This is a genomic window from Pararhizobium sp. IMCC21322 (assembly GCF_030758295.1).
In the GTDB taxonomy this organism is placed as follows: Bacteria; Pseudomonadota; Alphaproteobacteria; order Rhizobiales.
In genome coordinates, this window is record NZ_CP132335.1 from 920203 (window position 1) to 945364 (window position 25162).

Annotated in this window: 24 protein-coding genes and 1 pseudogene; 11 read left to right on the top strand and 14 right to left on the bottom strand. The window is 53.6% G+C overall.

Going from position 1 to position 25162, the window contains the following annotated elements:
• Positions 1-40: 40 nt before the first annotated feature.
• Genes RAL91_RS04600 through RAL91_RS04615 form a run of 4 tightly spaced genes read right to left on the bottom strand, consistent with a single transcriptional unit; the run spans position 41 to position 3414 of the window.
• Positions 41-970: a 3-hydroxyacyl-CoA dehydrogenase family protein gene (locus RAL91_RS04600; protein ID WP_306260146.1), complete on the bottom strand. Its 930-nt coding sequence runs from the start codon at positions 968-970 to the stop codon at positions 41-43.
• A 4-nt stretch (positions 971-974) separates the two neighbouring features.
• On the bottom strand, positions 975-1784 hold the full coding sequence (locus RAL91_RS04605; RefSeq protein ID WP_306260149.1) for an SDR family NAD(P)-dependent oxidoreductase: 810 nt from the start codon (positions 1782-1784) through the stop codon (positions 975-977).
• Position 1785: 1 nt separating this feature from the next.
• Positions 1786-2589 carry a cyclase family protein gene (locus tag RAL91_RS04610; protein ID WP_306260151.1) on the bottom strand — a complete coding sequence of 268 codons (804 nt, stop codon included), beginning with the start codon at positions 2587-2589 and terminating at the stop codon, positions 1786-1788.
• A gap of 15 nt (positions 2590-2604) precedes the next feature.
• A complete protein-coding gene (locus RAL91_RS04615) occupies positions 2605-3414 on the bottom strand; it encodes a cyclase family protein (RefSeq protein ID WP_306260152.1) in 810 nt (269 codons plus the stop codon).
• Between the two features lie 274 nt (positions 3415-3688).
• Here RAL91_RS04615 and RAL91_RS04620 point away from each other — a divergent pair, with 274 nt between their 5' ends.
• On the top strand, positions 3689-4600 hold the full coding sequence (locus RAL91_RS04620; protein ID WP_306260154.1) for a LysR family transcriptional regulator: 912 nt from the start codon (positions 3689-3691) through the stop codon (positions 4598-4600).
• Here RAL91_RS04620 and RAL91_RS04625 read toward each other — a convergent pair.
• Positions 4597-5154, bottom strand: a complete 558-nt coding sequence (locus RAL91_RS04625; protein ID WP_306260156.1) for a fumarylacetoacetate hydrolase family protein — start codon at positions 5152-5154, stop codon at positions 4597-4599. The two genes, RAL91_RS04620 and RAL91_RS04625, sit on opposite strands and share 4 nt — an antisense overlap.
• Positions 5155-5421: 267 nt before the next feature.
• On the opposite strand from RAL91_RS04625, the gene RAL91_RS04630 reads away from it, so the two are divergent.
• From RAL91_RS04630 to RAL91_RS04640, 3 genes and pseudogenes are all read left to right on the top strand, one after another.
• Positions 5422-6063: a GntR family transcriptional regulator gene (locus RAL91_RS04630; protein WP_306260158.1), complete on the top strand. Its 642-nt coding sequence runs from the start codon at positions 5422-5424 to the stop codon at positions 6061-6063.
• Positions 6060-6520: pseudogene (locus tag RAL91_RS04635) on the top strand (heme-binding protein). Before RAL91_RS04630 ends, RAL91_RS04635 begins: the two are co-directional and overlap by 4 nt.
• 15 nt (positions 6521-6535) lie before the next feature.
• Positions 6536-7216, top strand: a complete 681-nt coding sequence (locus RAL91_RS04640; RefSeq protein ID WP_306260159.1) for an SDR family NAD(P)-dependent oxidoreductase — start codon at positions 6536-6538, stop codon at positions 7214-7216.
• A gap of 15 nt (positions 7217-7231) precedes the next feature.
• Here RAL91_RS04640 and RAL91_RS04645 read toward each other — a convergent pair whose 3' ends face one another.
• The 8 genes from RAL91_RS04645 to RAL91_RS04680 form a co-directional block, all read right to left on the bottom strand.
• Positions 7232-7525, bottom strand: a complete 294-nt coding sequence (locus RAL91_RS04645) for a hypothetical protein (protein ID WP_306260161.1) — start codon at positions 7523-7525, stop codon at positions 7232-7234.
• A 70-nt stretch (positions 7526-7595) separates the two neighbouring features.
• Entirely contained in the window at positions 7596-8093 is a 498-nt protein-coding gene (locus RAL91_RS04650) for a hypothetical protein (RefSeq protein WP_306260163.1), read from the bottom strand.
• A 223-nt stretch (positions 8094-8316) separates the two neighbouring features.
• A complete protein-coding gene (locus RAL91_RS04655) occupies positions 8317-9042 on the bottom strand; it encodes an isochorismatase family protein (RefSeq protein WP_306260165.1) in 726 nt (241 codons plus the stop codon).
• 11 nt (positions 9043-9053) lie between these two features.
• Complete coding sequence (locus tag RAL91_RS04660) at positions 9054-10412, bottom strand: dihydroorotase family protein (RefSeq protein ID WP_306260167.1); 1359 nt, start codon at positions 10410-10412, stop codon at positions 9054-9056.
• Entirely contained in the window at positions 10409-13129 is a 2721-nt protein-coding gene (gene acnA / locus RAL91_RS04665; protein ID WP_306260169.1) for an aconitate hydratase AcnA, read from the bottom strand. Before acnA ends, RAL91_RS04660 begins: the two co-directional genes overlap by 4 nt.
• A 14-nt stretch (positions 13130-13143) precedes the next feature.
• Positions 13144-14061, bottom strand: a complete 918-nt coding sequence (locus RAL91_RS04670; RefSeq protein WP_306260171.1) for an oxaloacetate decarboxylase — start codon at positions 14059-14061, stop codon at positions 13144-13146.
• Positions 14062-14098: 37 nt separating this feature from the next.
• A complete protein-coding gene (locus RAL91_RS04675; RefSeq protein WP_306260173.1) occupies positions 14099-15376 on the bottom strand; it encodes an aspartate aminotransferase family protein in 1278 nt (425 codons plus the stop codon).
• 92 nt (positions 15377-15468) lie between these two features.
• Complete coding sequence (locus RAL91_RS04680; protein WP_306260175.1) at positions 15469-16002, bottom strand: hypothetical protein; 534 nt, start codon at positions 16000-16002, stop codon at positions 15469-15471.
• 249 nt (positions 16003-16251) lie between these two features.
• Here RAL91_RS04680 and RAL91_RS04685 point away from each other — a divergent pair, with 249 nt between their 5' ends.
• From RAL91_RS04685 to RAL91_RS04695, 3 genes are all read left to right on the top strand, one after another.
• Positions 16252-17469, top strand: a complete 1218-nt coding sequence (locus tag RAL91_RS04685) for an NAD(P)/FAD-dependent oxidoreductase (RefSeq protein WP_306260177.1) — start codon at positions 16252-16254, stop codon at positions 17467-17469.
• Between the two features lie 5 nt (positions 17470-17474).
• Positions 17475-18227 (top strand): hypothetical protein, encoded by a 753-nt coding sequence (locus RAL91_RS04690; RefSeq protein ID WP_306260179.1) that lies wholly within the window; start codon positions 17475-17477, stop codon positions 18225-18227.
• Positions 18228-18299: 72 nt separating this feature from the next.
• Positions 18300-19109, top strand: a complete 810-nt coding sequence (locus tag RAL91_RS04695; RefSeq protein WP_306260181.1) for a GntR family transcriptional regulator — start codon at positions 18300-18302, stop codon at positions 19107-19109.
• Positions 19110-19146: 37 nt separating this feature from the next.
• Here the strand turns inward: RAL91_RS04695 and RAL91_RS04700 are convergent, their stop codons facing one another.
• Positions 19147-20625 carry an aldehyde dehydrogenase gene (locus tag RAL91_RS04700; RefSeq protein WP_371932522.1) on the bottom strand — a complete coding sequence of 493 codons (1479 nt, stop codon included), beginning with the start codon at positions 20623-20625 and terminating at the stop codon, positions 19147-19149.
• Between the two features lie 279 nt (positions 20626-20904).
• Here RAL91_RS04700 and RAL91_RS04705 point away from each other — a divergent pair, with 279 nt between their 5' ends.
• The 4 genes from RAL91_RS04705 (at position 20905) to RAL91_RS04720 (ending at position 25138) form a co-directional block, all read left to right on the top strand.
• On the top strand, positions 20905-21954 hold the full coding sequence (locus tag RAL91_RS04705) for an ABC transporter substrate-binding protein (RefSeq protein WP_306260185.1): 1050 nt from the start codon (positions 20905-20907) through the stop codon (positions 21952-21954).
• A 74-nt stretch (positions 21955-22028) separates the two neighbouring features.
• Complete coding sequence (locus RAL91_RS04710; RefSeq protein ID WP_306260187.1) at positions 22029-23213, top strand: ABC transporter permease; 1185 nt, start codon at positions 22029-22031, stop codon at positions 23211-23213.
• Positions 23214-23227: 14 nt separating this feature from the next.
• Positions 23228-24025 (top strand): ABC transporter permease, encoded by a 798-nt coding sequence (locus RAL91_RS04715; RefSeq protein ID WP_306260189.1) that lies wholly within the window; start codon positions 23228-23230, stop codon positions 24023-24025.
• A gap of 9 nt (positions 24026-24034) precedes the next feature.
• Entirely contained in the window at positions 24035-25138 is a 1104-nt protein-coding gene (locus RAL91_RS04720; protein ID WP_306260191.1) for an ABC transporter ATP-binding protein, read from the top strand.
• The last annotated feature ends 24 nt before the right edge of the window (positions 25139-25162 follow it).

Below are 25162 nucleotides of genomic sequence, written 5' to 3' on the forward strand. Positions count from 1 at the left end.
CTTATTGTCTGAATACGCGCCCGAAAAATCCGGTGATGCGTCAGTCCTTTTTGTTGGTCGTCGCCTTTGTGTCGGCTTGTGCGACGAGGAAATTGTTCAGCCGCTCACGCAACGCATTGGCTTCTTCTTCTGTCCAGGTGCGAAAGCCTTCTCCGCTGGCCATGCCGATATGCCCGTCGGCAATCCGCTGCTCCAGATACGGGTGCACAGTGTCGGTGCGATCCAGATCGGGCATCAGCGTTTCATGGATGGCTTTCGTCAGCGGCAGGCCGACAAGATCGGATTGTTCCAGAGGCCCCAGCACGGCCAGCCTTTTGCCAAAGCCGTGCTTCACCACATCATCCACCGTTTCCGCATCGCAAATACCGTTGGCAACAAGCGCAATGGCTTCGCGTTTCAGCGCATGCTGAAGACGGTTGCCGATGAAGCCGGGAATATCCTTGCGCACATGCACAGCGTGATGACCCGCATCAGATAAAAGCGCCAAAGTCCGCTTGATGGTCTTCAGACTGGTTTTTTCCGCCTGCACCACTTCCACAAGCTTGACAAGATGAGGCGGGTTCCAGAAATGGGTTCCGACAATGCGCTCAGGATTGCTTGCCCTGGCTGCAATTCTGGTGATCGGCAGGGCTGATGTATTCGACGCGATAATTGAAGTGGGCTCAACCACGGCTTCCAGTTCGGCAACAATGAACTGCTTGATTTCCAGATTTTCCGCCGCGGCCTCAATCACAAAATCTGCGCCTGTTGCCGCTTCTGCCAGATTGCTATGAGTGGTGATGCGATCATTGATTGCGGGATCAACGCTCAGCAGATCACACAATTTGGCAAGGCGTTCAGGAAGACTCGCAAGAGCCTCCGCTGAGCGATCAAACACTTTGACCGGATGGCCAGCTGCCGCCAATACATGGGCAATGCCATGGCCCATCAGCCCGGCACCAATGATGGTAATGTTTGAGGTTTTTGACATGGCTCTATCCCGCTGTGAATCCACCGTCCACATACATGATCTGGCCGGTACAGAAATCGGAGGCAGGCGAGAGCAGATACAGCGCCATACCCATCAAATCTTCCGCTTCGCCCAACCGGCCAAGTGGAATACGCGCTAGTGAACGTTTGCGTGTTGCCTGTCCCACCGGATCATCGCTCCACATCCACGCTGTCAGTTTGGAGCGGAAGACGGTTGGTGCAATGGAATTGACGGTGATGCCATATTGCCCCCATTCAGTGGCCAACACACGGGTCAGCGCATCCGATCCACCCTTGGACGTGCAATAGGCAGTGTAGCCGGAGACATTGCCATGGCGTCCGCGAACCGACGACATCATCAGCATCTTGCCTTTGATCGCGTTTTCAATCCAGTAACTGCCGACCGCCTTGGCCATAAACCAGGCGCCGCGCACATTGGCATCCATGACCGCCTGCCAGTCTTCGTAATCCATGTCCTGGATAAAACCGGCCTTGTTGTAGCCGGATGCAATCACCAACTGGTCAATGCGGCCATAGGTTTCCAGAGCGAAATCACGAATGGCTTCTGCGTCTTCCAGTGAATTGGGCCGACGTTTGATGGTAACAGCGTCGCCGCCGACGTCTTTTACTTCAGCCAGCACGGCAGCCAGTTCCGCTTCAGAGCCAGACACCAGCACAAGCTTGGCGCCCAAAGATCCAAGGGTCAGGGCGCAGGCGCGGCCAAAGGCACCGGATGCACCAGTGATGATAGCGACCTTGTCTTTCACCTGAAACATGGAAAGCGGGTCACGCAGGGTCGGGGTGATCTCGCTCATATCAGGCTCCTGTTGGAATGCGGAAGGACTGGTCCGGATCAATCACGGCCATGACGCGCACGCCGCAGCCCTCGCCCTCTGGCCAGCGCCATGGAAACGACATGAAGGTGCAGCGTTTGCCGGTAACCATATCCAGTTCACCGCCCACATTCTCGATGCCGGGAATGCCACCCTTCACCATCAGAATTTTATGTGCAGCTTCCCAGTTCGGGAAATCTTCCTTCACATCGCGGCCGGTATAGTCCTTGTATTCCTCAATCAGATGCGGATGTGTGGGTCCAAGACCATGATCGACCAATTTGGTCGCCATCGGGTGGTCATTGGCCTGTACATCAACGCCGACCATCTTGACGCCTTTTTCAACAAGCCATTCAGCACCCTCGGCATAAAGGCCGGGCGAGTAGGCATAATACTCATCCGTATCCGCCATTTTGTGATGCATGCCGGTATTGATCATCACGATATCGCCCTTTTGAATTTTGGGCGTCGCGTTTTCCAGATCCTCGGCCGTGATCACTTCCCATTTTCCTTTTGGAATGGAAACCGCAACGCCGGTGCCGAAAAACGTGCTGACCGGATAACCCGTCAGCGTCGGCGTATTCTCAGTGACATGGAGTGGGGCATCCACATGGGTGCCGCGGTGCATGATCCCCTCAAATTCGGTGACATAAACACCGTCCTTGGCATGAAATTTCTTTACGCCCACATTGATGCCGGGGCTGGAAGGCCATTCTGGCATGCCATGCCCCCAGCGGTGCGACAGATTGTAGTAGCGAAGTCCGTTTTTTGTCTCTGTTTCAGCCATGATATCCTCCCGGCGCTATGCTGCAGCGCCTGCGTCAATGCGATAGTTTCCATTGGGGTCTGTGATTGCCACCAGACGAACAGGACAGGCATCGCCTTCTTTCCAGTTCCAGGGCAGGGCATGCATCAGGGCTGTTTTGCCCAGCATGTCATCCACATCACCGCCGACATTTTCGATGGTTGGAATACCGGCACTCAGCAGAACCTTGTGCGCGCCATTCCACACAGGGTGCTCGACCTTCGGATCTTTGCCCGTGCCGTCCTGATATTTTGCCACCAGGCGGTTCATCAGCGGCCCGCCGCGATGTGGTCCAAGTGAGGTGGCCAGAGGATGGTCCACCTGCGGCGTGTCTACAGCCACAAGGCCAACATTTTTTGCCACAAGCCATTCAGCGGCCTCGATGGAGAGGCCCGGCCCGTCGCCAAAATACTCAAGACTGTCGGAATATTTGCGGTGCCAGCCGGTGACAATCACCACCAGATCACCTTCGTTGACGCGATCCGAGAACGCGTCCAGATCGGCTGCTGTTACCAACTCCCATTGACCTTTGGGAATGTCCAGAACCACGCCATTACCAAACAGACGCTCCATGGCAATGTCGCCAACGCCAATACCTTGCTGGATCATGTGAAGTGGGGAGTTCAGATGCGTCCCGGAATGCATGACCATGCGCATTCGATGTGCCATGACACCGTGCTGACCATGCTTCACGCTGCGATACATCACAACATCATCAAACCCTGGAAGAGAGGGTGCGCCATGGCCCCATTCATGGCTCAATTCATGAAAAACAAGACCGCTTGCGGCCTCTGTATAGCCGGACATGGCTCTCCTCCATATGTGTGTTTACCGTTTGACCTTTGCGGCAATGGTGCGTGACGGACCGGGGGGCGTCCAATACATTGTTATGCCGCGTCCATAACGCTTGGTTATTCCCATCTGCTTCCCATATGTTTTTTGAAATGGTAAATCGCCTATAGTCACTGGTAGTCATGGGCTTTGATTGTAAGTCACGGCACAGCACAATTACGATGTTCATAACTACCGGGAATTGCACACCCGGCAAAAGAACATTGAGAAACGCTTTGGGAAGGTCATCATGCAGTCACGGCTTCTACGCAGTTTTCTGGTTGTTGCAGAAAACAACAGCATCACAAAAGCTGCTGAAATCCTGCATATCAGTCAGCCAGCGCTGACGAAGAGCATGCAGAAGCTCGAAGAAGAATTTGAGGTGAAATTGTTCGACCGCGTGTCCACAGGCGTGCGGCTGACCAATTTTGGTGAAATCCTGTTTCAGCATGCCAAAGTTATGGAGAATGAATACCGCCATGCGGTTTCGCGGATTGATCGGCTGCGCGGTGGCCATTCCAGCGTGTTGCGCATTGGTGCCGGTCCGGTTTGGCTGGTCAGCATATTACCGCCCATTGTGGCACGGTTTCAGGAGCAGCAGCCCGGCGTCAACATTTCGCTGATCGGTGGTGTGATCGACACATTGGTACCGGAGTTGATCAATGGTGAGCTTGATCTGATCTGTGTTTCATTGGATTTCCCCAACCGGTCTGAAGTCATCAAACAGAAACTGTTCGACATCCATCACGTGCTGATCGCTGACCCAAGTCATCCACTGGCCAGAGAGAGCGAAGTCGATGCCCTGATGATTCACAATTATCCATGGATGGTGCTGAAAAGTGATTATGTGGGAACAGAGCGCATCTCTTCCTTCTTTGCCGCTAACAGGCTGGAGCCGCCCCATATTGCATTTGAAACGACATCTATCCACAGCCTGCTACAGGGTCTGAAAAGTGGTCGTTATATTGCGCATGTTCCGGCGCAGATGCTGCCGCTGGCTCATGCCATTGGCCTGCAGGAAATCAAACTGAAGCAGCCCATCTGGGAAACCACTGCCGGCTACGCCTATCGGGCATCTGCAAAGGTTCCAGATCACATGAAAACCTTCATGCAGATGTTAAAGGACAGCGAACACGCCAGACAGGCCATCATCAACCATTAGAGCTGATCAGCTCTTCCCGGCTTGCCGATAATGGCAGCCAGTTCGCCTTCCCAATCCAGCGTCGGGCTGCAACCGGGAGCCACCATGGCTTGCCCATGCGCAATCTGGTTGCGGGCCAGTCTCAGAAAGATGGTCGGGTAATCAGTCCCTGCCACCGGCGCTTCCCGTTCATGGTCCGCATAATTGAGGCCGACACAAAAAATGCCCTTTGGATCTGTCAGTGGCGGCAGCAGGTTGATGGCGTCCAGTGATACGGATTGAAGCTGATCCGCTGCTGATGCGATCTTCTGCACAGCGGCGTCACCGCCGGCAATCACTTCCATCATGGATGCGGGCATGCCGGTCAGAGTGGGATTAACAATCAGGACAGTGGTCAGATCTTCCTGCACCCATCCAAGGTGTTCGGGAGCGGAGCCAGAGGCTGGCGCAACGCCATTGCCCGAGCGATCAAAGCCCCTGCGATCGAAGCCCGTGCGATCAAATTGTGAAAACGAAACCAGTTTCATTGAATAATTCTGCATAACGCAAACAGCCAAAGCAGACGGTTCACACATGCAAAGTCTCCTCCTGACTGCATTGTTCAAAACCATATGATCGGTAAAAATTCTGTAAAGCATATTTTATCGATAAAAATTCTTGCCATTTTGTGTTACCCAATAAAGTAGGTGTGACAGGTAGAGCAGGGGTAGAGCAGGGAATGGGCACTAATCCCAAGCCGATATGGCGTAGTCTGCGACACGTCTGTGTGATAAACGCAGGTGAAGAGCGGAATTGAAAAAGGTTGGTCGAACTTGAAGAGCGAGCGGACTCATACATCAAACGTGTATGAACAGATCAGAGCGGATATTATGAATGGCATGCTTCCGGCAGAGTCAAAGCTGAAGACCAGAAATCTGGCTGAGCGCTTTGATGTTGGCCTGAGCCCCATTCGCGAGGCCCTCAGCCGGTTGTCGTCTGAGGGCTGGGTTGTACAAAGTGATCGCCGGGGCTTTTCTGTTGTATCCGCCAGCATTGAAGAATTATGGGATTTGAATCGCGCACGCTGCATGTTGAATGAAGCAGGGCTTCGTGAATCCATTGAATATGGCGATGCGGAATGGGAGGAAACTGTCCTCCTAAGCTGCATCCGCATCTCACGGCTGCAGCGCCCGGCAGATCTGCAAATCACCGCCGAAGCGGAGCATTGGAACAAATTGCACCGCGCCTTTCACAGCAGCCTGGTCAGCGCCTGCCGATCAAAGCGGCTTGTTGAGTATTGCGAAAAACTATTCGACGAAATCGAGCGTTATCGGCGCATCGGTTTAACCTTGGGCAAGGCCTGCAACAATGTGGCCGATGAACACCGTGCAATAGCCGATGCAGCCGTTGCCCGTGATCCGGAACTGGCTGTCAGCCTGTTGAACAAACACTTCACAACGACCGTAGAGCAGGTGGATCAGGCAATCCAAAAGTCTGACACATGAAAGTGAAACGCAGCCTTTCCCTCGCCGCCGACAGCGCCATTGTTGATGGTGCTTTGGCTACCGCCCGGCAACAGGATTTTGATCCCCTGACCGTTGTTGTGCTGGACAGTGGCGGCATTCCGATAGCCTTCAAAAGCGAAGATGGCTGTGGCATTCTGCGCTACAATATAGCTCTTGGCAAAGCCTATGGTCCTTTGGGCATGGGAACATCCAGCCGAGATCTTGGGGACCGTATGGTCGCGCGGCCAAATTTCTCAAATGCCCTGAGCGCCGCATCTGATGGCCGCTTTATTCCGGTTCCCGGTGGGGTGCTGATTATGGATGAAGACGGTGCTGCCGTCGGGTCTGTGGGCATCAGCGGAGATATTTCCGCAAGGATGAGTTTTGCGCAATTCATGCCATCCGTGACGCTGGTTTTACGCCCGAACCCGCCAAGGTGGATGAAAGCCTGGCCTGATAGGGGAGCAGTTTTATGAAGACAGTCATTATCACGGGTGCCAATCGCGGCCTCGGCCTTGAATTCGCGCGGCAATATTCAAAAGACGATTGGAACGTGATTGCGACCTGCCGCGATTTGGATAAAGCCGGTGATTTGCGCGGGCTCAATGTAAAAATCATGCAGCTTGATGTCGCTGACCCTTCCTCCTGCAAAGCCTTTACCCGCCAGCTGGAGGGTCAAAAAGTTGATCTGCTGATCAACAATGCAGGCATTATGGGTGATAATACAAAAACCGCCCTTGATGCTGATCGGTCTGAATGGACTGACGCCTTTAACATCAATGTTCTTGCGCCTGCTCTGCTGACAAATTTATTGGTGCCGAATTTGAAACTGTCTGACAATCCTGTGGGTGCCACTTTGGGCAGCCAGGCTGGCACCTTCAGCAATATGGTTGCCGCCCGTAACTGTGTTTACGCATCGACCAAAGCGGCGGCGCATGCGGTGACAATTTCGCTCGGGCTCGCGCTCAAGGAACAGGGCATCACCTACATTTCCCTGAGACCCGGCCCGACAAAGACAGACATGCTGCCCGTCGGGGCCAAGTATGAAGCCGATGATTCCGTACGCAAAATGCGCAAGGTGCTCGCAACGGTAACAGCTGAAAACGCGGGCAAGTTCATGGACAGAACCGGCGAAGAAATTCCGCTGTCTTAGGGCAACAGTAACGGTCTATTTACTGTCTGAAATACATCTTTGGATCTGCTGTTGGACGTCTGTAAAAGACATGGCCGGAGCCAGTCGATCATCCGCAAACTGATTCCCAGGGGCCTCTTTGAATGGCCCATGACCATTGCCGTGGAAGGGGTGCTTTCCATTTTGCGGATCAATAATCATGTAATTCGGCGCAACGCCGTCGCCGGTAAGCCCGAAGCGGATGGAGGCTAGTTTGCCTCCATGCTTCACCATATTACCGAGAGCTTTCCTGAAATAGTCAGATTTTTTTACTTCTTCATGAGGATACATTGCGATCTCCATATGGTTTTCAAATAAATTTCAAATAATATAGGCTTCGGGAGCTGATCTTAGAAGAAGCTCAAAGCTTGATAGCGATTTCAATCTGCCGCACAGACACCTGATACAATTCGGCTATTCTCTCGCGATATTTACCAACGATAGCCGATTTGTCCGTTGCTTTTGTTGCAGATAATTGCCTTGGAGGAACTGATCGGAATTTCAGCTTGGACACATCCACACCTAGCGTCTCAAAATCTGTGAACCAAACGGGATTCTGTGACTTGCCCCATGCATCAGCGATATTGACCTCAGCATACTCGGAAATATCAATCTGAATTCTGGGCCTTCCATTGGCAGCCGTCTCATCGACTTCTCTTACACCAGAGATACGTCCGATCAGGAATACCGCACCATGTTCAACATCATGTGGCGCAGACGGGTGCTTGAAATTTCGTACCAGCACTACATACGGGTATTCTTGCACGCGCTCAGCTTTTGCAACCCAGCTGCGCGATCCGCCCTGCTTCAGTATTAATTCGCGTGGCTCGAATGTCAGCAGTGCGATAGCTTGTGTCATATCATGTTCCTTTTTGGTTTTGGAACATGTCATATACTAGTATCGCCACGCTCAGTCAACATGTATAATACAAGTATATGGATATATATTGTTTTTAAGCTTTGCCGTTGAGGCCTTGGCTTTTATGATTCTCTCTGTTTTTGGTTTTGCGCCCACCAGAGTCCTGTCCCGATCACCAGATCAATTCAATGGCCTCGCAATGTCCAATACAATGACTGCGGTCTCACGCCGTTTCACCGCTTTCCCGCTTCGGCAATTGCTGCAGATAATCCGCTACGTCATCCACCGGAATGACATCGGCATATTTGCAATTGAGATCGAACAGATTCATGGCGTGGCTGGCTTCAAACCGGTCAAAGGCGGTTTCTTCCGGAATCACCACTTTGAAATTGAACGAATAGGCATCCACACTTGTCGCCCGCAAACAGCCTGATGTGGTGCAGCCGGTCATGATCAGCGTGTCAACATCCAGAAAATTCAGATGGCTCATGAAGAGTGTGCCGAAAAAGGCCGAGGGCTTGCGCTTGCCGATCAGAATATCCTGCGGCTCCGGCTTCAAAGACGCAACTGTCTGGGTGGCATGGGCGCCTTCCTGACTGGTTTTTTCGCTGCCTCGATGATTTTTACCTACCTGCACACCGCTGTCGATCATATCCGGGCGGCGTTCTGACTGGGTATAGAACACTGGCAGGTTTTTTGCCCGTGCCAACTTCAACAGCCGTTCAATATGCGGAACAGCCTTCCAGCCTGCCTCGCCACAATGGGTGCGGTATTGTTTCAGGCCCTCTTCATGCGCCTCGCCAGGTTCATTGCCGCAGAAATTGTATTGCACATCGATAATGAACAGAGCTGGCCGTGTGCCAAAACCACCGCGTTTGCCATAGCCCGCAAGCTGGTAAATCCGCTTGTCTTTATCGGTCAGAAACTTGTCCCAAACCCGTTCTGTCATGTCTTGTCCTTTCAGCACGCGCGGTGCAGATATTGTCCATGGGGTGACGACGCAGTGACCAGATTGCCGTTCTCGGCAATAATCTGTCCCCGCAATATTGTATGCGTGACCGCACCCCGGCACCGTTTGCCTTCATAGGCCGAATAGTCAGAAAAGGAAGGCGATTGCGCGACGTCAATCAAAGTTTCCTTAGCCGGGTCAATAATGGCAAAATCGGCATCATAGCCTGGCGCAATCGAGCCCTTGTTTGGCAGGCTGTAGAGCGCGGCCACATTGCGGCTGGTCGCTTCTGCCAGTCGTTCCAAAGGAATATCCCGTTTGTGAAAACCTTCTTCCAGCAGCACTGGAAGGATTTGGCCAACGCCTGGAAAACCGGCACTGGCCTGCCAGATATCCGGCCCTTTGGTGGACCGTTTTCGCGGCACATGATCGGAACCAATGGTGGAAATATCGCCGGCTGCGACGCCTTCCCACAAGCCATCAATATCGGCCTGCGACCGCAGCGGCGGATTGACTTTTCCAATGGCTCCCAGATCAGAATCATGGGGCAGGGTGAGGTAGTGAATGCAGGTTTCTACATGAATGGGCGGCCGGTTGCGGTGACGCATACGGCGCACCAGATCAAGGCTCTCGACTGTCGACATGTGAACTATATTCACCGGGCAATTGGCTTTCTCGCCAAAGAACGCAACGCGAAATACATTTTCTGTCTCCAGAAAACCCGGAGATTGCTCATCCCAGACTTTCAGATCATCGCGCCCGGATGCTTTGAGCGGGGCGCGAAAAAACGGAATGACCTCGGTGTTTTCACAATGCACACCCACCACGCCGCCCTTGACCTTTGATCCCGCATCAAGCGCTGCAAACAGCAGATGATCATCCACTTCGGTAAAGCCCTTGGCCGCGCCGGTCGCGCCCTTGTACATGAGATAGACTTTGATAGAGGTTACGCCATGGGTTTTGGTGGCCGCAGCCAGTTCCGCTACATGTGCCTGCGATGTAATGCCGAAATGAAATCCGAAATCGATAACACTGCGCGTGAGGGCTTCGTCGCGCCAATCCGCTGCTGATTGCATCAATTCCTGGCTGCGCCAGAAACTCATCAGGCCGGTCACACCGCCCAAAGCAGCAGCCTGTGTTTCACTCGCCCAGTCATTCTCCTTGTCGCCAAAGCCGATATGGGTATGCGGGTCGATCAGGCCGGGAAATATCCATTTGTCCCGGCAGTCTATCACCCGCAGTGAATCCGGACGTTGATCTGCAGCCAGTATGGCCGCAATCTTACCGTCCTTGATGCCAATCGTGCCGGATCGGATCCCTTCTCCGGGGAAGATGATGCTGCCGTTCAAAAGACACAGATCAAAGCTCATTCGGTCATCTCCTTGATGCGGTTCTTGCCCTTGGCATTGGCAATAAGAGATTGAAAAATTCCGCCCTGCCGCAGCAATTCCGTTTCCTGCATGCCGCTGACATCCAGCTGTGCGTCAAAGACAGTGTCTTTGCCTGATGCATCTTTTGCCGTGACGACGACGGACTGACCGCCTTCCAAAGCCTGGCTCAAACCGGCAAAACTGAAGGTTTCAAACCCGGTAAGCCCAAGACTGTCGATAGATTGACCCTCAACAAACACCAGCGGAATGATACCCATCCCGATCAGATTGGCCCGGTGAATGCGTTCAAAGGACTGTGCCAGCACAAGCCGAACGCCCAGAAGTTTTGGTCCCTTCGCTGCCCAGTCCCGGCTCGATCCCATGCCGTAATCACGTCCAGCCAACACAATGGGGTTTTTGTGATTGTCCGTCAGCCATTGGGCCGCATCGAAAATCGGCAGGACATCGCCATCCGATGTGAGTCGGGTAAATCCGCCTTCAACGCCCGGCACAAGCCGGTTTTTCATACGCTGATTGCCAAACGTAATGCGCGTCATGAAGTCATGATTGCCGCGCCGCTGCGTGACGGCGTTAAAGTCGGATGGCGCAACGCCGCTATCCATCAAATAGCGCCCGGCCAGACTGTCGCTCAGAATTTCACCACTGGGGGTCACATGATCTGTGGTGAGAGAGTCCCCGGCCATGACCAGCACCCGTGCGTTCGATAATTCATCGGGCAGATCTGTGGCTGGCAAATCAAAGAACGGTGGCCGTTTGATATAGCTGGAGTGCGTATCCCAGGCGAATTGCTGGCCAGATGGGCTTTCCAGATCGCGCCACAGCTTTGACCCCTGATAGAGGCTGGCATAGCTGGCATTGAACCGCGCTGGCGTTTGGCTGGTGCCGACCAAAGACAGAATTTCATCCCGGTCCGGCCAGATATCTTTCAAAAAGACCGGCCCGTTGTCGGGGTCAAACCCAAGCGGCTCAGCATCAAAGTCAATGTCGACCCTGCCTGCCAGTGCGAAGGCAACGATGAGGACGGGAGAGGCAAGGTAGCTTGCCCGGCAGCTTTTATGTATGCGCCCTTCAAAATTGCGGTTCCCGGACAGCACAGCCGCCGCGACCAAATCCTGATCAGAGATGGCATCTGCAACCACGGGATTAATGGGGCCGGATTTCCCCGAACAGGTGGTGCAGCCATAGCCGACAATATGAAACCCAAGCTCCTGCAATGGGCCCATCAAATCGGCGTCCTGCAAATAGTCGCGCACCAGTTTCGAGCCCGGTGCCATGGAGGTTTTGACAAAGGCGGGAACGGTCAAGCCCAGACGCCTTGCATTGCGCGCGAGCAGACCAGCCCCGATCATCACAGTCGGGTTGGAGGTGTTGGTGCAGGAGGTTATTGCGGCGATGACAATGCTGCCATGGGTCAGCGTGTGGTCTTTGCCAGCAAGGGTAATGGTCGCTTTGTTCTCCAAAGCGTGCGGCGGCAGTCCAAATCCGCCATTCTGTGTATCGGTCGAGAGCGTTTCTCGGAAAGAGTGCGCAAGCGCATCCAACGCCACAAGATCCTGCGGTCTTTTCGGCCCCGAAACGCTTGGCCGGATGGACGCCAGATCAATCTCAAGGATGTCCGAATAGTCAGCCTCTTCGTCCGCATCGGCAAACAGGCTGGATGCTTTGGCGTAGGCCTCGACCAGCGCGATGTGCTCTTTGCTTCGACCGGATTGTTGCAGATAATCAATCGTGTTGTTGTCAATTGGAAAGAAGCCAATGGTCGCACCATATTCCGGGGCCATATTGGCAATAGTCGCCCGGTCCGCGACGGACAGCGCCTCAAGTCCGCTGCCGAAAAACTCTACAAAGGCCCCCACCACACCATAGTCCCGCAACCGGTTGGTGATGGTCAAAACCAGATCGGTTGGCATGATGCCGGCCTGCAAGGCACCGGTCAGACGCACGCCAATGACACGCGGAATACGCACGCTATAGGCATTGCCGAGCATGGCCATTTCACCATCAATGCCGCCAACACCCCAGCCCAGAAGGCCAATGGAGTTGATCATGGTCGTATGGGAATCGCAGCCAAGCACGAATTCCGGAAAGGCCAGAGGTTGCCCCGGTGCCTGGTCATCCAGAGCCACAAGACGGGCCAGCTTTTCCAGATGCACCTGATGGATAATGCCTGAGCCAGGCGGCACGATCGTCAGATTGTCAAACGCCGCTTCGGCCCATTTAAAAAATGCGTAGCGTTCCGCGTTGCGCTCCATCTCCTTTGCTTCATTCAGCGCAGGCGCATCAATGCGCCCGGAATGGTCGACGATCAGCGAATGATCAACAACAAGGGTAACAGGCACCACCGGTTCAATCAGTTCAGGTGCAAGACCCGATGCAGCCATCGCATCGCGCGCAGCAGCCAAATCCATCAATGCGGGCAGGCCGCTGCTATCTGGAAACAGAACCCGGTTGGCTTTCAGCGAGCAGATAATCTCGCCACTATCCGCCCCCAAATTCACCAATGCATCAATCTGCGTTGAAACATCGGCGCCTTTCAGCTGCTGGCGCAACAGATTTTCCAGCACAACCATCAGACATTTGGGCAGGGGCCGCTTGCGCGCACGCAATACGCGCTGCAAATCCAGACAGGCGTGGGAGCGAGGGCCGGTTACATCAAACCGCTTAACCTTCAATCTGTCTGTATTCGCAGCAATCATCGACAGGGCTCGTTTCAGCGGTGATATTTCGTCTCAATGGCTTCTGTTGTCAGGAGCTTGGCTTCCAGGTCGCGCGCGGAATCATAGTCCATAAGGTCCATGATTTCCTCAATGCCAGCCAGTAAATCTGTCCGGTCGACCGGTATACCGGTTTCAATGACCTCTCGCATGACGCTCAGAGCTGTCTCCATGGCTCGTATGGCCGCAGCCGGCAGCATACGCGGCAGACTGATGCGTTGCACACCCAGTTCTTTCAGGCGGGGCAGGGGAATGAGCGGTGTTGTGGGCCGCGCACGTATGCCAAAACCCATATTGACCGAAACCGGCACGTCTGCTGCCTCAACCACCCGGGCAATTGTCTCTTCGGAATTGACCGCATCGGCAAAAATCATGTCAGCACCGGCCTCAACATAGGCTTTGATGCGATCCAGTGTTTTCTCCAGCCCTTCAACGGCCAGCGCATCAGTGCGCGCCACAATGACAAAATCATCATCGCGCCGCGCCAGGCAGGCCGCCTCAATTTTCTTCTGCATTTCTGTGCTGTCGACCACCTCTTTGCCGCTCATATGGCCACAGCGTTTCGGGCTGACCTGATCTTCAATATTCACGCCGACAGCGCCAATGGCCTCAAATTCCTGGACAGTGTGATAGACATTGACCGGATTACCATAGCCCGTATCTGCATCACACGTGACCGGCAGATTGACCGCCCGCACGATGGCGCGGCACTGGTCCAGATTTTCCGCAAGGCCCATGACGCCCATATCGGCGATGCCCATTCGCGAGTTCGAGATAGCCGCTCCACTGGTCGCAACGGTTTTATAACCGGCTTTTTCGATCAGCCGGGCGCTGTAGCCATCATAGGCACCACAGGAAACGATGAGATCATCGCCCGCCATGAACTCGCGATATTGTCTCGCTTTTGTCGGCATCAAAAAATCCTTTTGTTCAGGACCTGCCGCTTCGGGCCTATTGGCCGAGCACTGCAAAGGCCTCTGTCATGGCGTCTTTGGTCAGGTCTATATCCTGTTGTGTATGGGCGCTGGACAGATACATCAGCCCGCGTGCAATGATCTGCACATTGCGTTTCAACATTTCTGCAGCGAACCGTGCGGTCAGTTGCTTGTCAATATGGGCCGTGTCCGAGAGGTTGGTGATTTTGGGCAGGCCCAGAAAAATCTGCAGTGCTGAACCAACCCTTGTGACGCTGGCCGTAACGCCTGATGCATTTGCACATGCATTGGCGTGATCTTCCAAATCGGCAGCCATTGCATCAATATCATTGTAAATCGTCGGCGCATGGCTGCGCAGATGATTGATACAGGCAATGGAGGCGGCAAGGCTGATGGGGTTCCCGTTAAACGTCCCCCGGTGCAACATGCGGCCGGATGCAATCGGTTCCATAGCCTCTTTAGTACCTGCTATGGCACCAATCGGCATGCCTGATCCCATGGCCTTGCCGATGACAGCAATATCAGGACAGACCTTCAACACCTGCTGGGCGCCGCCAACAGACAGCCGGTAGCCGGTGATGACTTCGTCAAAGATCAAAACGACGCCAAGTTCCTGTGTTTTTCGGCGGATGGCCTCCAGAAACCCTGCAGGTGGATACAGACACCCGCCATTCACAGCGATTGGCTCCAGAATAACAGCTGCATAATCCGAAGAGATCGCTGCCTCAAACCCGGCCGTATCGCCCCAATCCAGAATGGTCATATGAGACGCGGCATCTGGATTCTGGCCAATTGTAGCGGGGCCGTCATTCTGCGCATCATTGGCGAAATGGATGTTATCAAACCAGCCATGGTAATTGCAGCGAAACTTGATGACAGGCAATTTGCCGGTAACCGCACGCGCCGTACGCAGTGCCAAATGGGCAGCCTCAGAACCGGAGCTGACAAAGGCCGACTGTTCGGCACAAGGCAGCGTGTCGGCAATCAACTCTCCCAATTCCGCCTCGCCGGTATGCACAGAAGCGGTGCGCAAGCCAAGCTGGACCGCGTTCTGGATGGCGTCCACCACACAAGCTGGAGAATGACCGAGAATCAGCGGACCATAACCCAGCGCATAATCAACAAAGCCCGCGCCGGTTTCATCATAAATGTGCGCTTCCTCCGCACGTTTGGCCACGATCGGTGCAGGCAACTGGCGACCGCGCGGTGTCGAGGACACGCCGAACGCGACGCTTTTAAGCGCGCGTTCCCGGTAAGCTCGTCCATAGTCAAAGGCTTTGTCGGCAGGGTGCATTCTGGCTCTCGCAATTTGAAGATGCCCATAATGTATTAACATTAGTACATTAAAGCAATCAAAAAGCGAAAGCGGCGGGACTTATCGAACGCCTAAAGAGCGCGTTCAACTTCCCGTTGGTGGTCGATCTCATCTCGTTTGAGAATCAGCATGCCCATGAACTCAATGCCTGACTTCATGGAATCCATGATCAGCCTGACGGTATCACCAAGCGGCAGGCGGCCATCAACAAGCTGATATTTTTCCGGCAACTCAATCAGACCGAGAGACGTGAAAGACTTATAGTTCTTCTGAAGGTGGATACAGGACCAGTGCATGGTCATCGACAATTGCATTTTCAGGAACGAGGAAGGCTGAGTGTGCCAGACCGTAACATCACTGTCGCTCATGATCTCAAAGCTGAGGCTGACCGCAGAATTCATGCGAAATTCAGCCGTGAACACATCGCTGGCAAGACCCTGGCAGCATTCAAAAATGTCCTGAAAATCGTGGCTTTTTATCGCACGCCTGACAGTCTGTTTGCCGTTTTGGCCTTCAAAATGAATGACGACCTCTTCACCTTTCGGCGCGGTTGATTCGATCAGGATTTCAGTGAAATCCAATTCATACGGGGCCGGCGGGTTCACTTTGAATCTCCTTCGAACGTCAAAAGCGGTTATTTCAGTGTCACGATAGAGCTTATCCGGCAGGCAGTATACAACAAGTGCGAACCGTGGTCACGGCGGCATGCGGGCCAATATGAAGACAGAAGCCTATGCGGTCTTTTCGACATTATTGCGACGCCAAGTACTGAAACTGGTTGCTGAGCCGGATTGATATGTAGTATGTATGTAACATAATACATATGTTTGTAAGTGAATTGGCTAGAGGATTAAATGAGCGCTCACGTTTCAAAGCCGGATATCGTTATTTGCGGAGCCGGGCCTGTGGGCCTGACGGCTGCTCTGAAGCTGGCCAATCACGGCATAAGCAGCCACATTCTTGAAAAGCGTTCCACCTTGAGCCAGGCTTCAAAAGCCTCAACATTTCATCCCCCGACCCTGGAAATACTGGCGGAATTTGGCTTGTTGGATGTCATGCTGTCGCAGGGCTGCAAGGCGGAGCGCATCCAATATCGGGGAACCGGCGGTAACATTCTGGCCGAGTTTGATCAGGCTGTGCTGCAACGCGACACCATTGCACCTTACCGCATTCATCTGGAACAATCCGCAGTAACGCCCCATCTTCTGGAAAAGGCTCTGGCAACCGATCTTGTCAGGATCAGCTTTGATGCAGATGTGACAGAAACCGGTCAGGACGACAATCATGTCTGGGCCAGAACATCTGACGGGCAGACCGTGAGTGGTGCTTATCTGCTGGGGACCGATGGCGCGCGCAGCGCTGTCAGGCAGTCTCTCGGGTTAGAGCAGACCGGACATGTCTATCCCGGCCGGGTTCTGCGTTTGATAGTTGCTAAATCTTTCGGTGAATTAATGCCTGACATGGCTCCGGTTTCCTATATTTTTTCACAGGACAAGCGGTCTGTCAGCCTGCTGGAGATGCCGGATTGCTGGCGCATTATCATTCGAATTCCGCCAGGGGCCTCTGACGAAGAGGTGAAAGACCCGGCTTGGTACCGCCCGATTGTCGATGAGTTTCTGCCTCAATGCAGCACCGATCTGGAAATTCTGGGCACTGATGTTTACGGCGCCAGCAAGATGCTCTGCGATACCAACGCGGTTGGTCGGATCGGCCTGCTCGGCGACGCGGTCCATCTGACCAATACACGCGGCGGCATGAATATGAATTGTGGTTTCCACGATGCTTATGCAGTGGCCGATGCCATCATCGATGCCATGAATCATGGCAAATCCGAAAAATTTCATGAAGTGCTGCAGGAACGGCTCAGGATTGCGCGCGACGTCTTGCTGCCGCGAACCGATAAAAACGTCACTGGCAAGGATGACTGGCTGACATTCATTGCAGACGCTGCGTCTAACCGGGTTAAAGCCCGCGCCTATCTGCTGACAAGCTCCATGCTCGACATGGCGCCGGAGCGCCTGTCCCATCCAGAACGCTTTTCCAACCCGGAACGCCTATCCAACAAAGTGTGAATGATATGACTGTTGATGACTTGACCGCTAATGACATGACAAGCCTGACCCCGGACCATCGTGTAGGTGTCTTGGTGCCGCCATCCAATCCCACCGTGGAACCGGAGACACGCTACCTGCTGCCATCCAATGTCGGCGTTCATTTCTCGCGCTTCAGTCCCATGCCCGACACGACACTGGAGGAGCGAAACCATATTTATCTGGACAGATACGAACAGAAGATCGGCGATTTTGGCGCCATTGATCTGGCCGCTCTGATGATCGGGCTGACGGGCCCATCCTATCGTAACGGACCGGACGCAGATATCGAGAACTGCAATCGGCTGTCTGAAAAGCTTGGCAAACCGGTTGGAACTGCAAGCCTGGCAATTTCAGGCGCCTTGACGCATTTGGACGCGAAATCCATTGTGCTCGTCTCCCCCTATCCTGACTGGCTGACACAACTCTCTGTTGCCTATTGGGAAGCACTAGGGGTTGAGGTGTGCCAGACCCGGAAAATGTCTGAAGAGTTCCGTGCCTACGAACTGACAACTGAAGAGGTTGCCGAAGCTCTTGCGGGCATCGGCAAAGCCAATGCTGATGCGGTTGTCTTAAGCGGAACAGGCATGATAACGGTCCCGGCCATCCAGATGGCTTCTGCTGAAACCGGGATGCCGCTTCTGTCATCCAATATCTGCAGTGCCTGGTGGCTGTTGCGCACAATCGGCGTGAAGACAGCCCCCAATCTCAATACAACCCTGGCGACACTTGCTCTTTAAACGGTCGCCTCTTGATGTTATCAGTGCCTTCGATGGTTCGGAATACATTCTGAATTCTCAATCAGGTGAGTGATGTTGAAAGAAACCAAAAAGAAGCCGAAGGGACGATCCAAGATCGACCATTCCGTCCAGGACGTCATACCGCTTTATTATCGTGTCTATGAAATACTGCGTAAGGAAATAGAGCGCGGAGATTTTCCTGAAAATACGCCGCTCCCCGGTGAGCAGGAAATTGCCCTCCGGTTTGAGGTCTCCCGCGTGACTATCCGCCGGACCATGCTGTTGCTGGAAGAGGCGGATCTCATCACGCGCTTTCGCGGGCGTGGCACCTTCGCCAATCCTGCCGCGATCAAAACCGATGATGCGACAAATTACAGCGGCTTTGACCAGAATATCAAAGATTTTGAAGAAAACACCAAGGTTGAATTGATCAACTCTCAAACGGTCACCTTACCGGATTGGGCGCATGAGATCATTGGTGATATCGGCCCGGTTCTGGAAATCGAATACACAAGACGTGAAAGCCAGCAACCCTTCTCCCACATCCGCGTCTACGTGCCGGAGCCGGAAGCCAGCAAACTGAACATTGACGAGTTGGGCAACCGGACCGTGACAACAGCGCTGGAAGATGCAGGCATCACAATCATTCACATGGACCAGAGACTGACGGCCATTGCAGCTGATCCGGCTGAGGCCGGGCATCTGGGATTATCTGAAGGGCATCCGCTCATTCGGGTCCGGCGCGTTCTGTACGATGCAGATAATCGGCCCGTCCAATGTGTCGAGGCGACCTACAATCCCGAATTTTTCGAATATCGGGTTGAGCTGTCCCGCGAGAAACGCTTCGGTGGTGCGCCGCAATGGGTCGCGGCTAACAAATAAAAGCATTAACGCGCGCGCACTATGTCTTCAGTTGACCCTATCGTCTGATGAATGGATTGGGGATATCGACATTTGTTGAAATCCAGACGCTTTTCAGCTCCAGATATTCCATCATGCCGGGAATGCCACCTTCACGGCCAATACCGCTCATCTTGAAGCCGCCAAACGGGGATGTAACGCTGGTAGAGCGGTAATTGTTCACCCAGATGGTTCCGGCCCGAACCTTCTCCGTCATGCGGATGCCGCGCGCCAGGTTTTCTGTCCAGATACCGGCAGCCAGTCCGAACTTGATATCATTGGCGATGCGCACCGCATCCTCTTCCGTGTCAAAGGGAATAACTGACAATATCGGCCCAAAAACCTCTTCCTGTGCAATGCGCATGGAATTGTCGACATCTGCAAAAATGGTCGGCTCGTAAAACAGGCCGTTTGGATAGCCATCGACACTGGCGCGTTTGCCACCACGTACAAGCCGCGCGCCTTCTTCGGTGGCTATGCGCACATAATCTTCGATCTTCTTGAGCTGCGGAGCTGTTGAAATAGGCGCAATCTGGGTGCTGGGATCTGACGGATGGCCAAACTTGATGTCTTCCAGAAATGTGACCAGTCGCTCCAGAAAGGCATCATGGATGGAGCGTTGTACCAAAAGCCGCGATCCAGCCACACAGGTCTGCCCGGAGGCCGCAAAAATTCCCGCGACAGCACCTTTCAGCGCCTGATCGAGATCCGCATCTTCAAAAATGATATTTGGTGATTTGCCGCCAAGCTCCATCGTGACGCGCTTCATGGATCGGGCGGCCTGCTCATTGATGATCCGGCCAGCCTCCGGTCCGCCGGTAAAGGCGATGCGTTCCACATGGGGGTGAGACACCAGCGCCTCTCCCATTTCATGCCCGAAACCGGTGACGACATTTACAACGCCTTTGGGAAAGCCGGCCAATTCCACCAGTTTGACAAATTCAAGCAGCGAGGCGGAGGTGAACTCTGATGGTTTCAACACAACCGTATTGCCCGCCGCCAAAGCGGGTGCAAGTTTCAGACTGGTGAGCGGCAGCGGGGAGTTCCACGGCATGATACAGGCAACCACACCCAGTGGTTCATAACGCGTGAAGTTGAAAACGCCCGGTTTGTCGCTGGGTATGGTCGACCCTTCGATTTTGTCAGCCAGACCACCATAATAATAATAATAGTTCGACATGTAGCGCATCTGATTGCCCAGTTCGGCGATCAGTTTGCCATTGTCCTTCATTTCCACAGATGCCAGCCAGTCCGCATTCTCCAGGATCAGATCACCAAGCTGCCGCAGAAGCTTGCCCCGTGCGCTGGCGGAAAGGCCGCGCCATTCAGGGTTCTCAAAGGCTGCCTGTGCAGACGCGCAGGCTCGTTCGACATCCGCATCGGTACCGCGTGCGATTTTTGACCACACTTCACCTGAGACGGGGTCTGTGCTTTCAATGTAGGAACCGGAGTCTGAGCCAGTGAAGGCTCCATCAATATAATGGCCATAGACCCGCAGCCCGGCCTCATCCGTTGGTGTTGGTAAGATACCGCTATTGACAGGAGTCTTGAGCACAGAATCTAACATTGGAATCCCTTAATGTTATGTTATGCTAACATTAATACTTTTTGACCTTACTGCGCAAGAGACGCGGGGGAAAAAACCCCTGCCGGACGCCGCGAACGGCTCCCCGAAAGACAGCGCTTGAAGAATCCAGTTGTATTAAGGTAGCGTTTATAATACATTTAACCCAATCTACGCATTTCCAGCCCAAATGTTAACTACAGGAGAGTGACTATGAAATTCGGAACCCGCTTTACGGCAGCTGCTCTGGTTGCAGCCGGTCTTTCGGCCACAGCCTTTCTGCCGACTGTGGCAGACGCACGTGATCTCACAATTGTGGGATTTGGTGGCGGCTATCAGGATAGCGCACGTGAACACCTCTTTGAACCATTTGAAGCCAGTACCGGAATCGCTGTCAGCGATGATGTCTATAATGGCGAAATGGCCAAGGTTTATGGCATGGTCGAGGCTGGCGATGTCACTTATGACATCATCATGGTTGAGGCGCCTGAACTGGTCCGCGGTTGTGAAGATGGTGTGTTTGCCAAGCTTGACTACGATGTCATCGACAAATCCAAAATCATCGAAACTGCTGTTCACGAATGCGGTGTCGGCGGTGCCGGCTGGGGTGTTGTCGTGTTCTATGACAAGGCACGTCACGCAGAAGGCCCAACCAACCTTCAGGAATTCTGGGACACAGAAAAATTCCCGGGCAAGCGCTCTTTGCGCACAGGTCCGAAGATTACGCTTGAAGTGGCATTGATGGCTGATGGTGTAGCAAGTGCGGATGTTTATGACGTTCTGTCCACACCGGAAGGTGTTGACCGCGCTTTTGCAAAGCTGGATGAAATCAAGGACGATATTGTCTGGTGGAAATCCGGCGCTCAGCCGCTGCAATTCGTTGGCAGTGGTGAAGTCGACTATGCCTTTGGTTACACAGGCCGGATTATCCGGGCCATGGGTGAAGGCGCCGACTACGACATGAACTGGAACACGCTGCTTTACTCTGTTGATTATTGGGCTGTTGTCGAAGGCTCTCCAATGACCGAACAGGCAATGCAGATGGTTGACTACATCACAGACGCTGGTCCGCTGAGAAATCAAACGAATGTATGGCCATCCTCTCCTGCCAATAAGGAGATCAACATGGATCCGGAAATTCAGGCGAAGAACCCGGGTATGGTTCTGAACCATTCAGACAAGGGCCTGTTCCTGAACACAGAGTTCTGGATTGCAAATGGTGATGATCTGGAAGCCCGATTTACATCCTGGGCAGCTCAGTAATAGACTTTAAAAATTAAAACAGGCAGCACCCGGCACACCGGGTGCTGCCAACTCAAAAAGGCGGCATCCAGTCCATGAATGGCAAATCAAAAATGTCCTGGCTGCTGGTTGCACCACTGCTGATTTTGGTTTGCGTCGGCTTTATCATTCCCATCGGATACACGCTGATAAAAGCCATCAAGAATCCTGAAGTTACCGCAGCTCTTCCCCGCACAACGTCTGCCCTTGAAAGCTGGGAGTGGGACGGGAAAAGCCCGCCGCCCGAAGCGGTTTATGAAGCACTTATTGCCGATATCGAACAGGGCGATCAGGGCCGGAATTACGGTTCCATGACCCGGCGTCTCAATTTCGAGCAAAGCGGCACCCGCTCCACCATGATGAAAGCCCGGCGCGTTGCCGACAAGCTCAAAGCGCCCTATGCCGTAACCCTGCCAGAGGCGGTTCCTGAATTCGGCGATGGCGAAATCTGGCAATTGATCAAACAGAACTCCAATCCTTATACAGCGCGCTATCTCCTGCGGGCAATGGACCTGACCGTCACCATAGACGGGGCCATTGAAAGAGTTGCCAGTGATCAGGCGATCTTTGTCGATCTGTTCCAACGCACCTTCGTCATCAGCATCTGGGTGACGGTGTTATGTGTACTTCTGGGCTATCCAACTGCATTCTGGATGAGCACTCTGTCCGACCGGGCAGCGGGTTATGTCATGCTGCTGGTTCTCATTCCCTTCTGGACGTCCATTCTGGTGCGAACAACAGCCTGGTTCATTCTTCTGCAAAGGGAAGGGCCGATCAATGCAGCGCTACTGGGCACCGGTCTGGTGGATGAGCCCTTGCGTATGATTTTCACCCGTTTTGCGGTTTACATCGCCATGGTCCACGTGCTGCTGCCATTCTTCATTCTGCCGATTTACAGCGTGATGAAGCGGTTGGGCATGGAATATGTCAAAGCCGCGGCCTCTTTGGGCGCGCCGCCATGGCGACAGTTTGTGACCGTCTATCTGCCACTTTCCATGCCCGGCGTTGCTGCTGGTGCTGTGATTGTGTTCATGCTGTCGGTTGGCTTCTACATTACCCCGGCGCTGGTCGGCGGTCTGCAGGATCAGATGGTCAGCTACTACATCGCCTTTTATGCCAATCAGACCATCAATCTGGGCATGGCGTCCTCATTGGCTGTCCTGCTGCTGCTTTTCACGGCCGCAACCATTGCCATTGCCAAAAAGCTGCTGCCTGAAACGGGCAGTGGCATCCGGGCTTAGGAGGGGATCAAACCATGATGCGTTTTGGATTACCCATCTTTTCCGGCCTGGTTCTGTTTTTTCTGGTGTCGCCGATTTTTGTGATTTTCCCACTGTCGCTGTCATCAAGTTCCGTTCTGACATTGCCTGTGCCGGGTTATTCGCTGCAATGGTATGAAGATTTTTTCTTCAGTGAGCGCTGGTTGCTGGCCACGCGAAACAGCTTTGTCGTCGGCTTTGCAACCATGTTCATTGCCGGGCTTTTGGGCACCATGGCGGCTTTCGGGCTGCATGCATCAGAGTTTCGCGGCAAGAAGCTGGTGCTGGGCGCCATGTCTCTGCCGATGGTCGTTCCGCTGATTGTCACCGCCACATCCATGTTTCTGGCTTTTTCAATTGTGGGCATTGCCAACTCCCTTTGGGGTCTGATCGTTGCCCACACAATCATTGCCGCCCCCTATGTGGTGATCACTGTGCTGGCTTCACTGCAAACCTTCGACATGAATCTTCTGCGTGCTGCTTTGTCTCTTGGCGCGCCGCCTGTAACGGCCTTTCGTGAAATAGTGTTGCCCATGATCATGCCTGGCGTCATTGCCGGCGCGATCTTCGCGTTTGCAACCTCTTTTGATGAGCTTGTCATTGCCATTTTCATCACCGGCCCCGGCCAGTTTACCCTGCCGCGCCAGATGTTTGCCGGCCTCCGGGAATTCATGAGTCCGACCATCAGTGCTGCAGCGGTTATTATGGTCGTCCTGTCATTCATATTTCTGTTCATCACCGAAGCGGTTCGCCGCCGGGGTGAACGTCTTAAATCCAGCCCTGCTGAACATTAGGAAGTCCTCATGAGCAATCCAGTTGAGCCCTTTGTCATGTTCCGCAATGTGGACAAAAGCTACGATGGCAAGACCAATGTCGTCGACGGGCTTAATCTGGATATCGCGAAGGGTGAGTTTCTGACGCTGCTTGGTCCGTCCGGGTCTGGCAAGACAACGACATTGATGATGCTGGCCGGATTTGAAGCCCCGTCTGCCGGGACCATTCAATTCGACGGCAAGCCGATTACCGATGTGCCCACCTACAAGCGTGATTTCGGAATGGTGTTTCAGAACTACGCTTTGTTTCCGCATATGAGTGTGGAAGAAAATCTGGCTTTTCCCTTGCGCATGCGCAAGGTCGCTAAGCCTGACATCACGGACAAAGTGAAGAAAACGCTCGATATTGTGCAGCTTGGTCATCTGGCCGACCGCAAACCCGGACAACTTTCCGGAGGTCAGGCACAGCGTGTCGCATTAGCCCGGTCGATCGTTTTTGACCCGAAAATGGTGTTGATGGATGAGCCGCTGGGCGCGCTGGACAAGCAATTGCGCGAGCATATGCAATTGGAGATCAAGCGTCTGCACCACGAGCTTGATATCACCATGCTTTATGTCACCCACGACCAGACGGAAGCGCTCACCATGTCTGACCGCATCGCGGTCTTCAATGACGGAAAGATTCAGCAAATCGGAACTCCGTCACAAATGTACGGTTCGCCGCAGAATAAATTCGTTGCAGGCTTTATGGGTGAGAACAACGCCTTGAATGGCCGGATTTCCGGCACAGGCGAGGACGGTCTGGTGTCAGTGCATCTGACGGATTTCGACGCAGATATGCAGGCGGTTTCAAAGGAGCCTCTCCAGATTGGTGACACTGTGAAACTGATGGTGCGCCCGGAACGGGTGCGTCTTGTGAACGAGGCCGATGCTGAAATTCTGGCGGATGCCTTTGCATCGAATGTGACTGATACGATTTATTACGGCGATCATGTACGCCTGGTGTTTGGGTCAGATCTGAACAATGCGCTGACCACTCGCGTCCCGCATGACAGCCAAAGTCGTGACTGGGCAAAAGGGGACGCGGTGTTTTTGAGCTGGGAACCGCAGGCTGCGATTGTTTTTCAGCCCTGAGCGGCAATATCCTCAATTGTGAGC

Bases quoted from the DNA above. Each gene is read 5' to 3' on its own strand.
- RAL91_RS04620 (WP_306260154.1), top strand. From the start codon at position 3,689: ATGCAGTCACGGCTTCTACGCAGTTTTCTGGTTGTTGCAGAAAACAAC.
- RAL91_RS04705 (WP_306260185.1), top strand. From the start codon at position 20,905: ATGAAATTCGGAACCCGCTTTACGGCAGCTGCTCTGGTTGCAGCCGGT.
- RAL91_RS04690 (WP_306260179.1), top strand. From the start codon at position 17,475: ATGACTGTTGATGACTTGACCGCTAATGACATGACAAGCCTGACCCCG.
- RAL91_RS04610 (WP_306260151.1), bottom strand. From the start codon at position 2,589: ATGGCTGAAACAGAGACAAAAAACGGACTTCGCTACTACAATCTGTCG.
- RAL91_RS04640 (WP_306260159.1), top strand. From the start codon at position 6,536: ATGAAGACAGTCATTATCACGGGTGCCAATCGCGGCCTCGGCCTTGAA.
- RAL91_RS04710 (WP_306260187.1), top strand. From the start codon at position 22,029: ATGAATGGCAAATCAAAAATGTCCTGGCTGCTGGTTGCACCACTGCTG.
- RAL91_RS04675 (WP_306260173.1), bottom strand. From the start codon at position 15,376: ATGCACCCTGCCGACAAAGCCTTTGACTATGGACGAGCTTACCGGGAA.
- RAL91_RS04605 (WP_306260149.1), bottom strand. From the start codon at position 1,784: ATGAGCGAGATCACCCCGACCCTGCGTGACCCGCTTTCCATGTTTCAG.
- RAL91_RS04715 (WP_306260189.1), top strand. From the start codon at position 23,228: ATGATGCGTTTTGGATTACCCATCTTTTCCGGCCTGGTTCTGTTTTTT.
- RAL91_RS04600 (WP_306260146.1), bottom strand. From the start codon at position 970: ATGTCAAAAACCTCAAACATTACCATCATTGGTGCCGGGCTGATGGGC.
- RAL91_RS04625 (WP_306260156.1), bottom strand. From the start codon at position 5,154: ATGTGTGAACCGTCTGCTTTGGCTGTTTGCGTTATGCAGAATTATTCA.
- RAL91_RS04615 (WP_306260152.1), bottom strand. From the start codon at position 3,414: ATGTCCGGCTATACAGAGGCCGCAAGCGGTCTTGTTTTTCATGAATTG.
- RAL91_RS04650 (WP_306260163.1), bottom strand. From the start codon at position 8,093: ATGACACAAGCTATCGCACTGCTGACATTCGAGCCACGCGAATTAATA.
- RAL91_RS04655 (WP_306260165.1), bottom strand. From the start codon at position 9,042: ATGACAGAACGGGTTTGGGACAAGTTTCTGACCGATAAAGACAAGCGG.
- RAL91_RS04645 (WP_306260161.1), bottom strand. From the start codon at position 7,525: ATGTATCCTCATGAAGAAGTAAAAAAATCTGACTATTTCAGGAAAGCT.
- RAL91_RS04695 (WP_306260181.1), top strand. From the start codon at position 18,300: ATGTTGAAAGAAACCAAAAAGAAGCCGAAGGGACGATCCAAGATCGAC.
- RAL91_RS04670 (WP_306260171.1), bottom strand. From the start codon at position 14,061: ATGCCGACAAAAGCGAGACAATATCGCGAGTTCATGGCGGGCGATGAT.
- RAL91_RS04660 (WP_306260167.1), bottom strand. From the start codon at position 10,412: ATGAGCTTTGATCTGTGTCTTTTGAACGGCAGCATCATCTTCCCCGGA.
- RAL91_RS04685 (WP_306260177.1), top strand. From the start codon at position 16,252: ATGAGCGCTCACGTTTCAAAGCCGGATATCGTTATTTGCGGAGCCGGG.
- RAL91_RS04720 (WP_306260191.1), top strand. From the start codon at position 24,035: ATGAGCAATCCAGTTGAGCCCTTTGTCATGTTCCGCAATGTGGACAAA.
- acnA (WP_306260169.1), bottom strand. From the start codon at position 13,129: ATGATTGCTGCGAATACAGACAGATTGAAGGTTAAGCGGTTTGATGTA.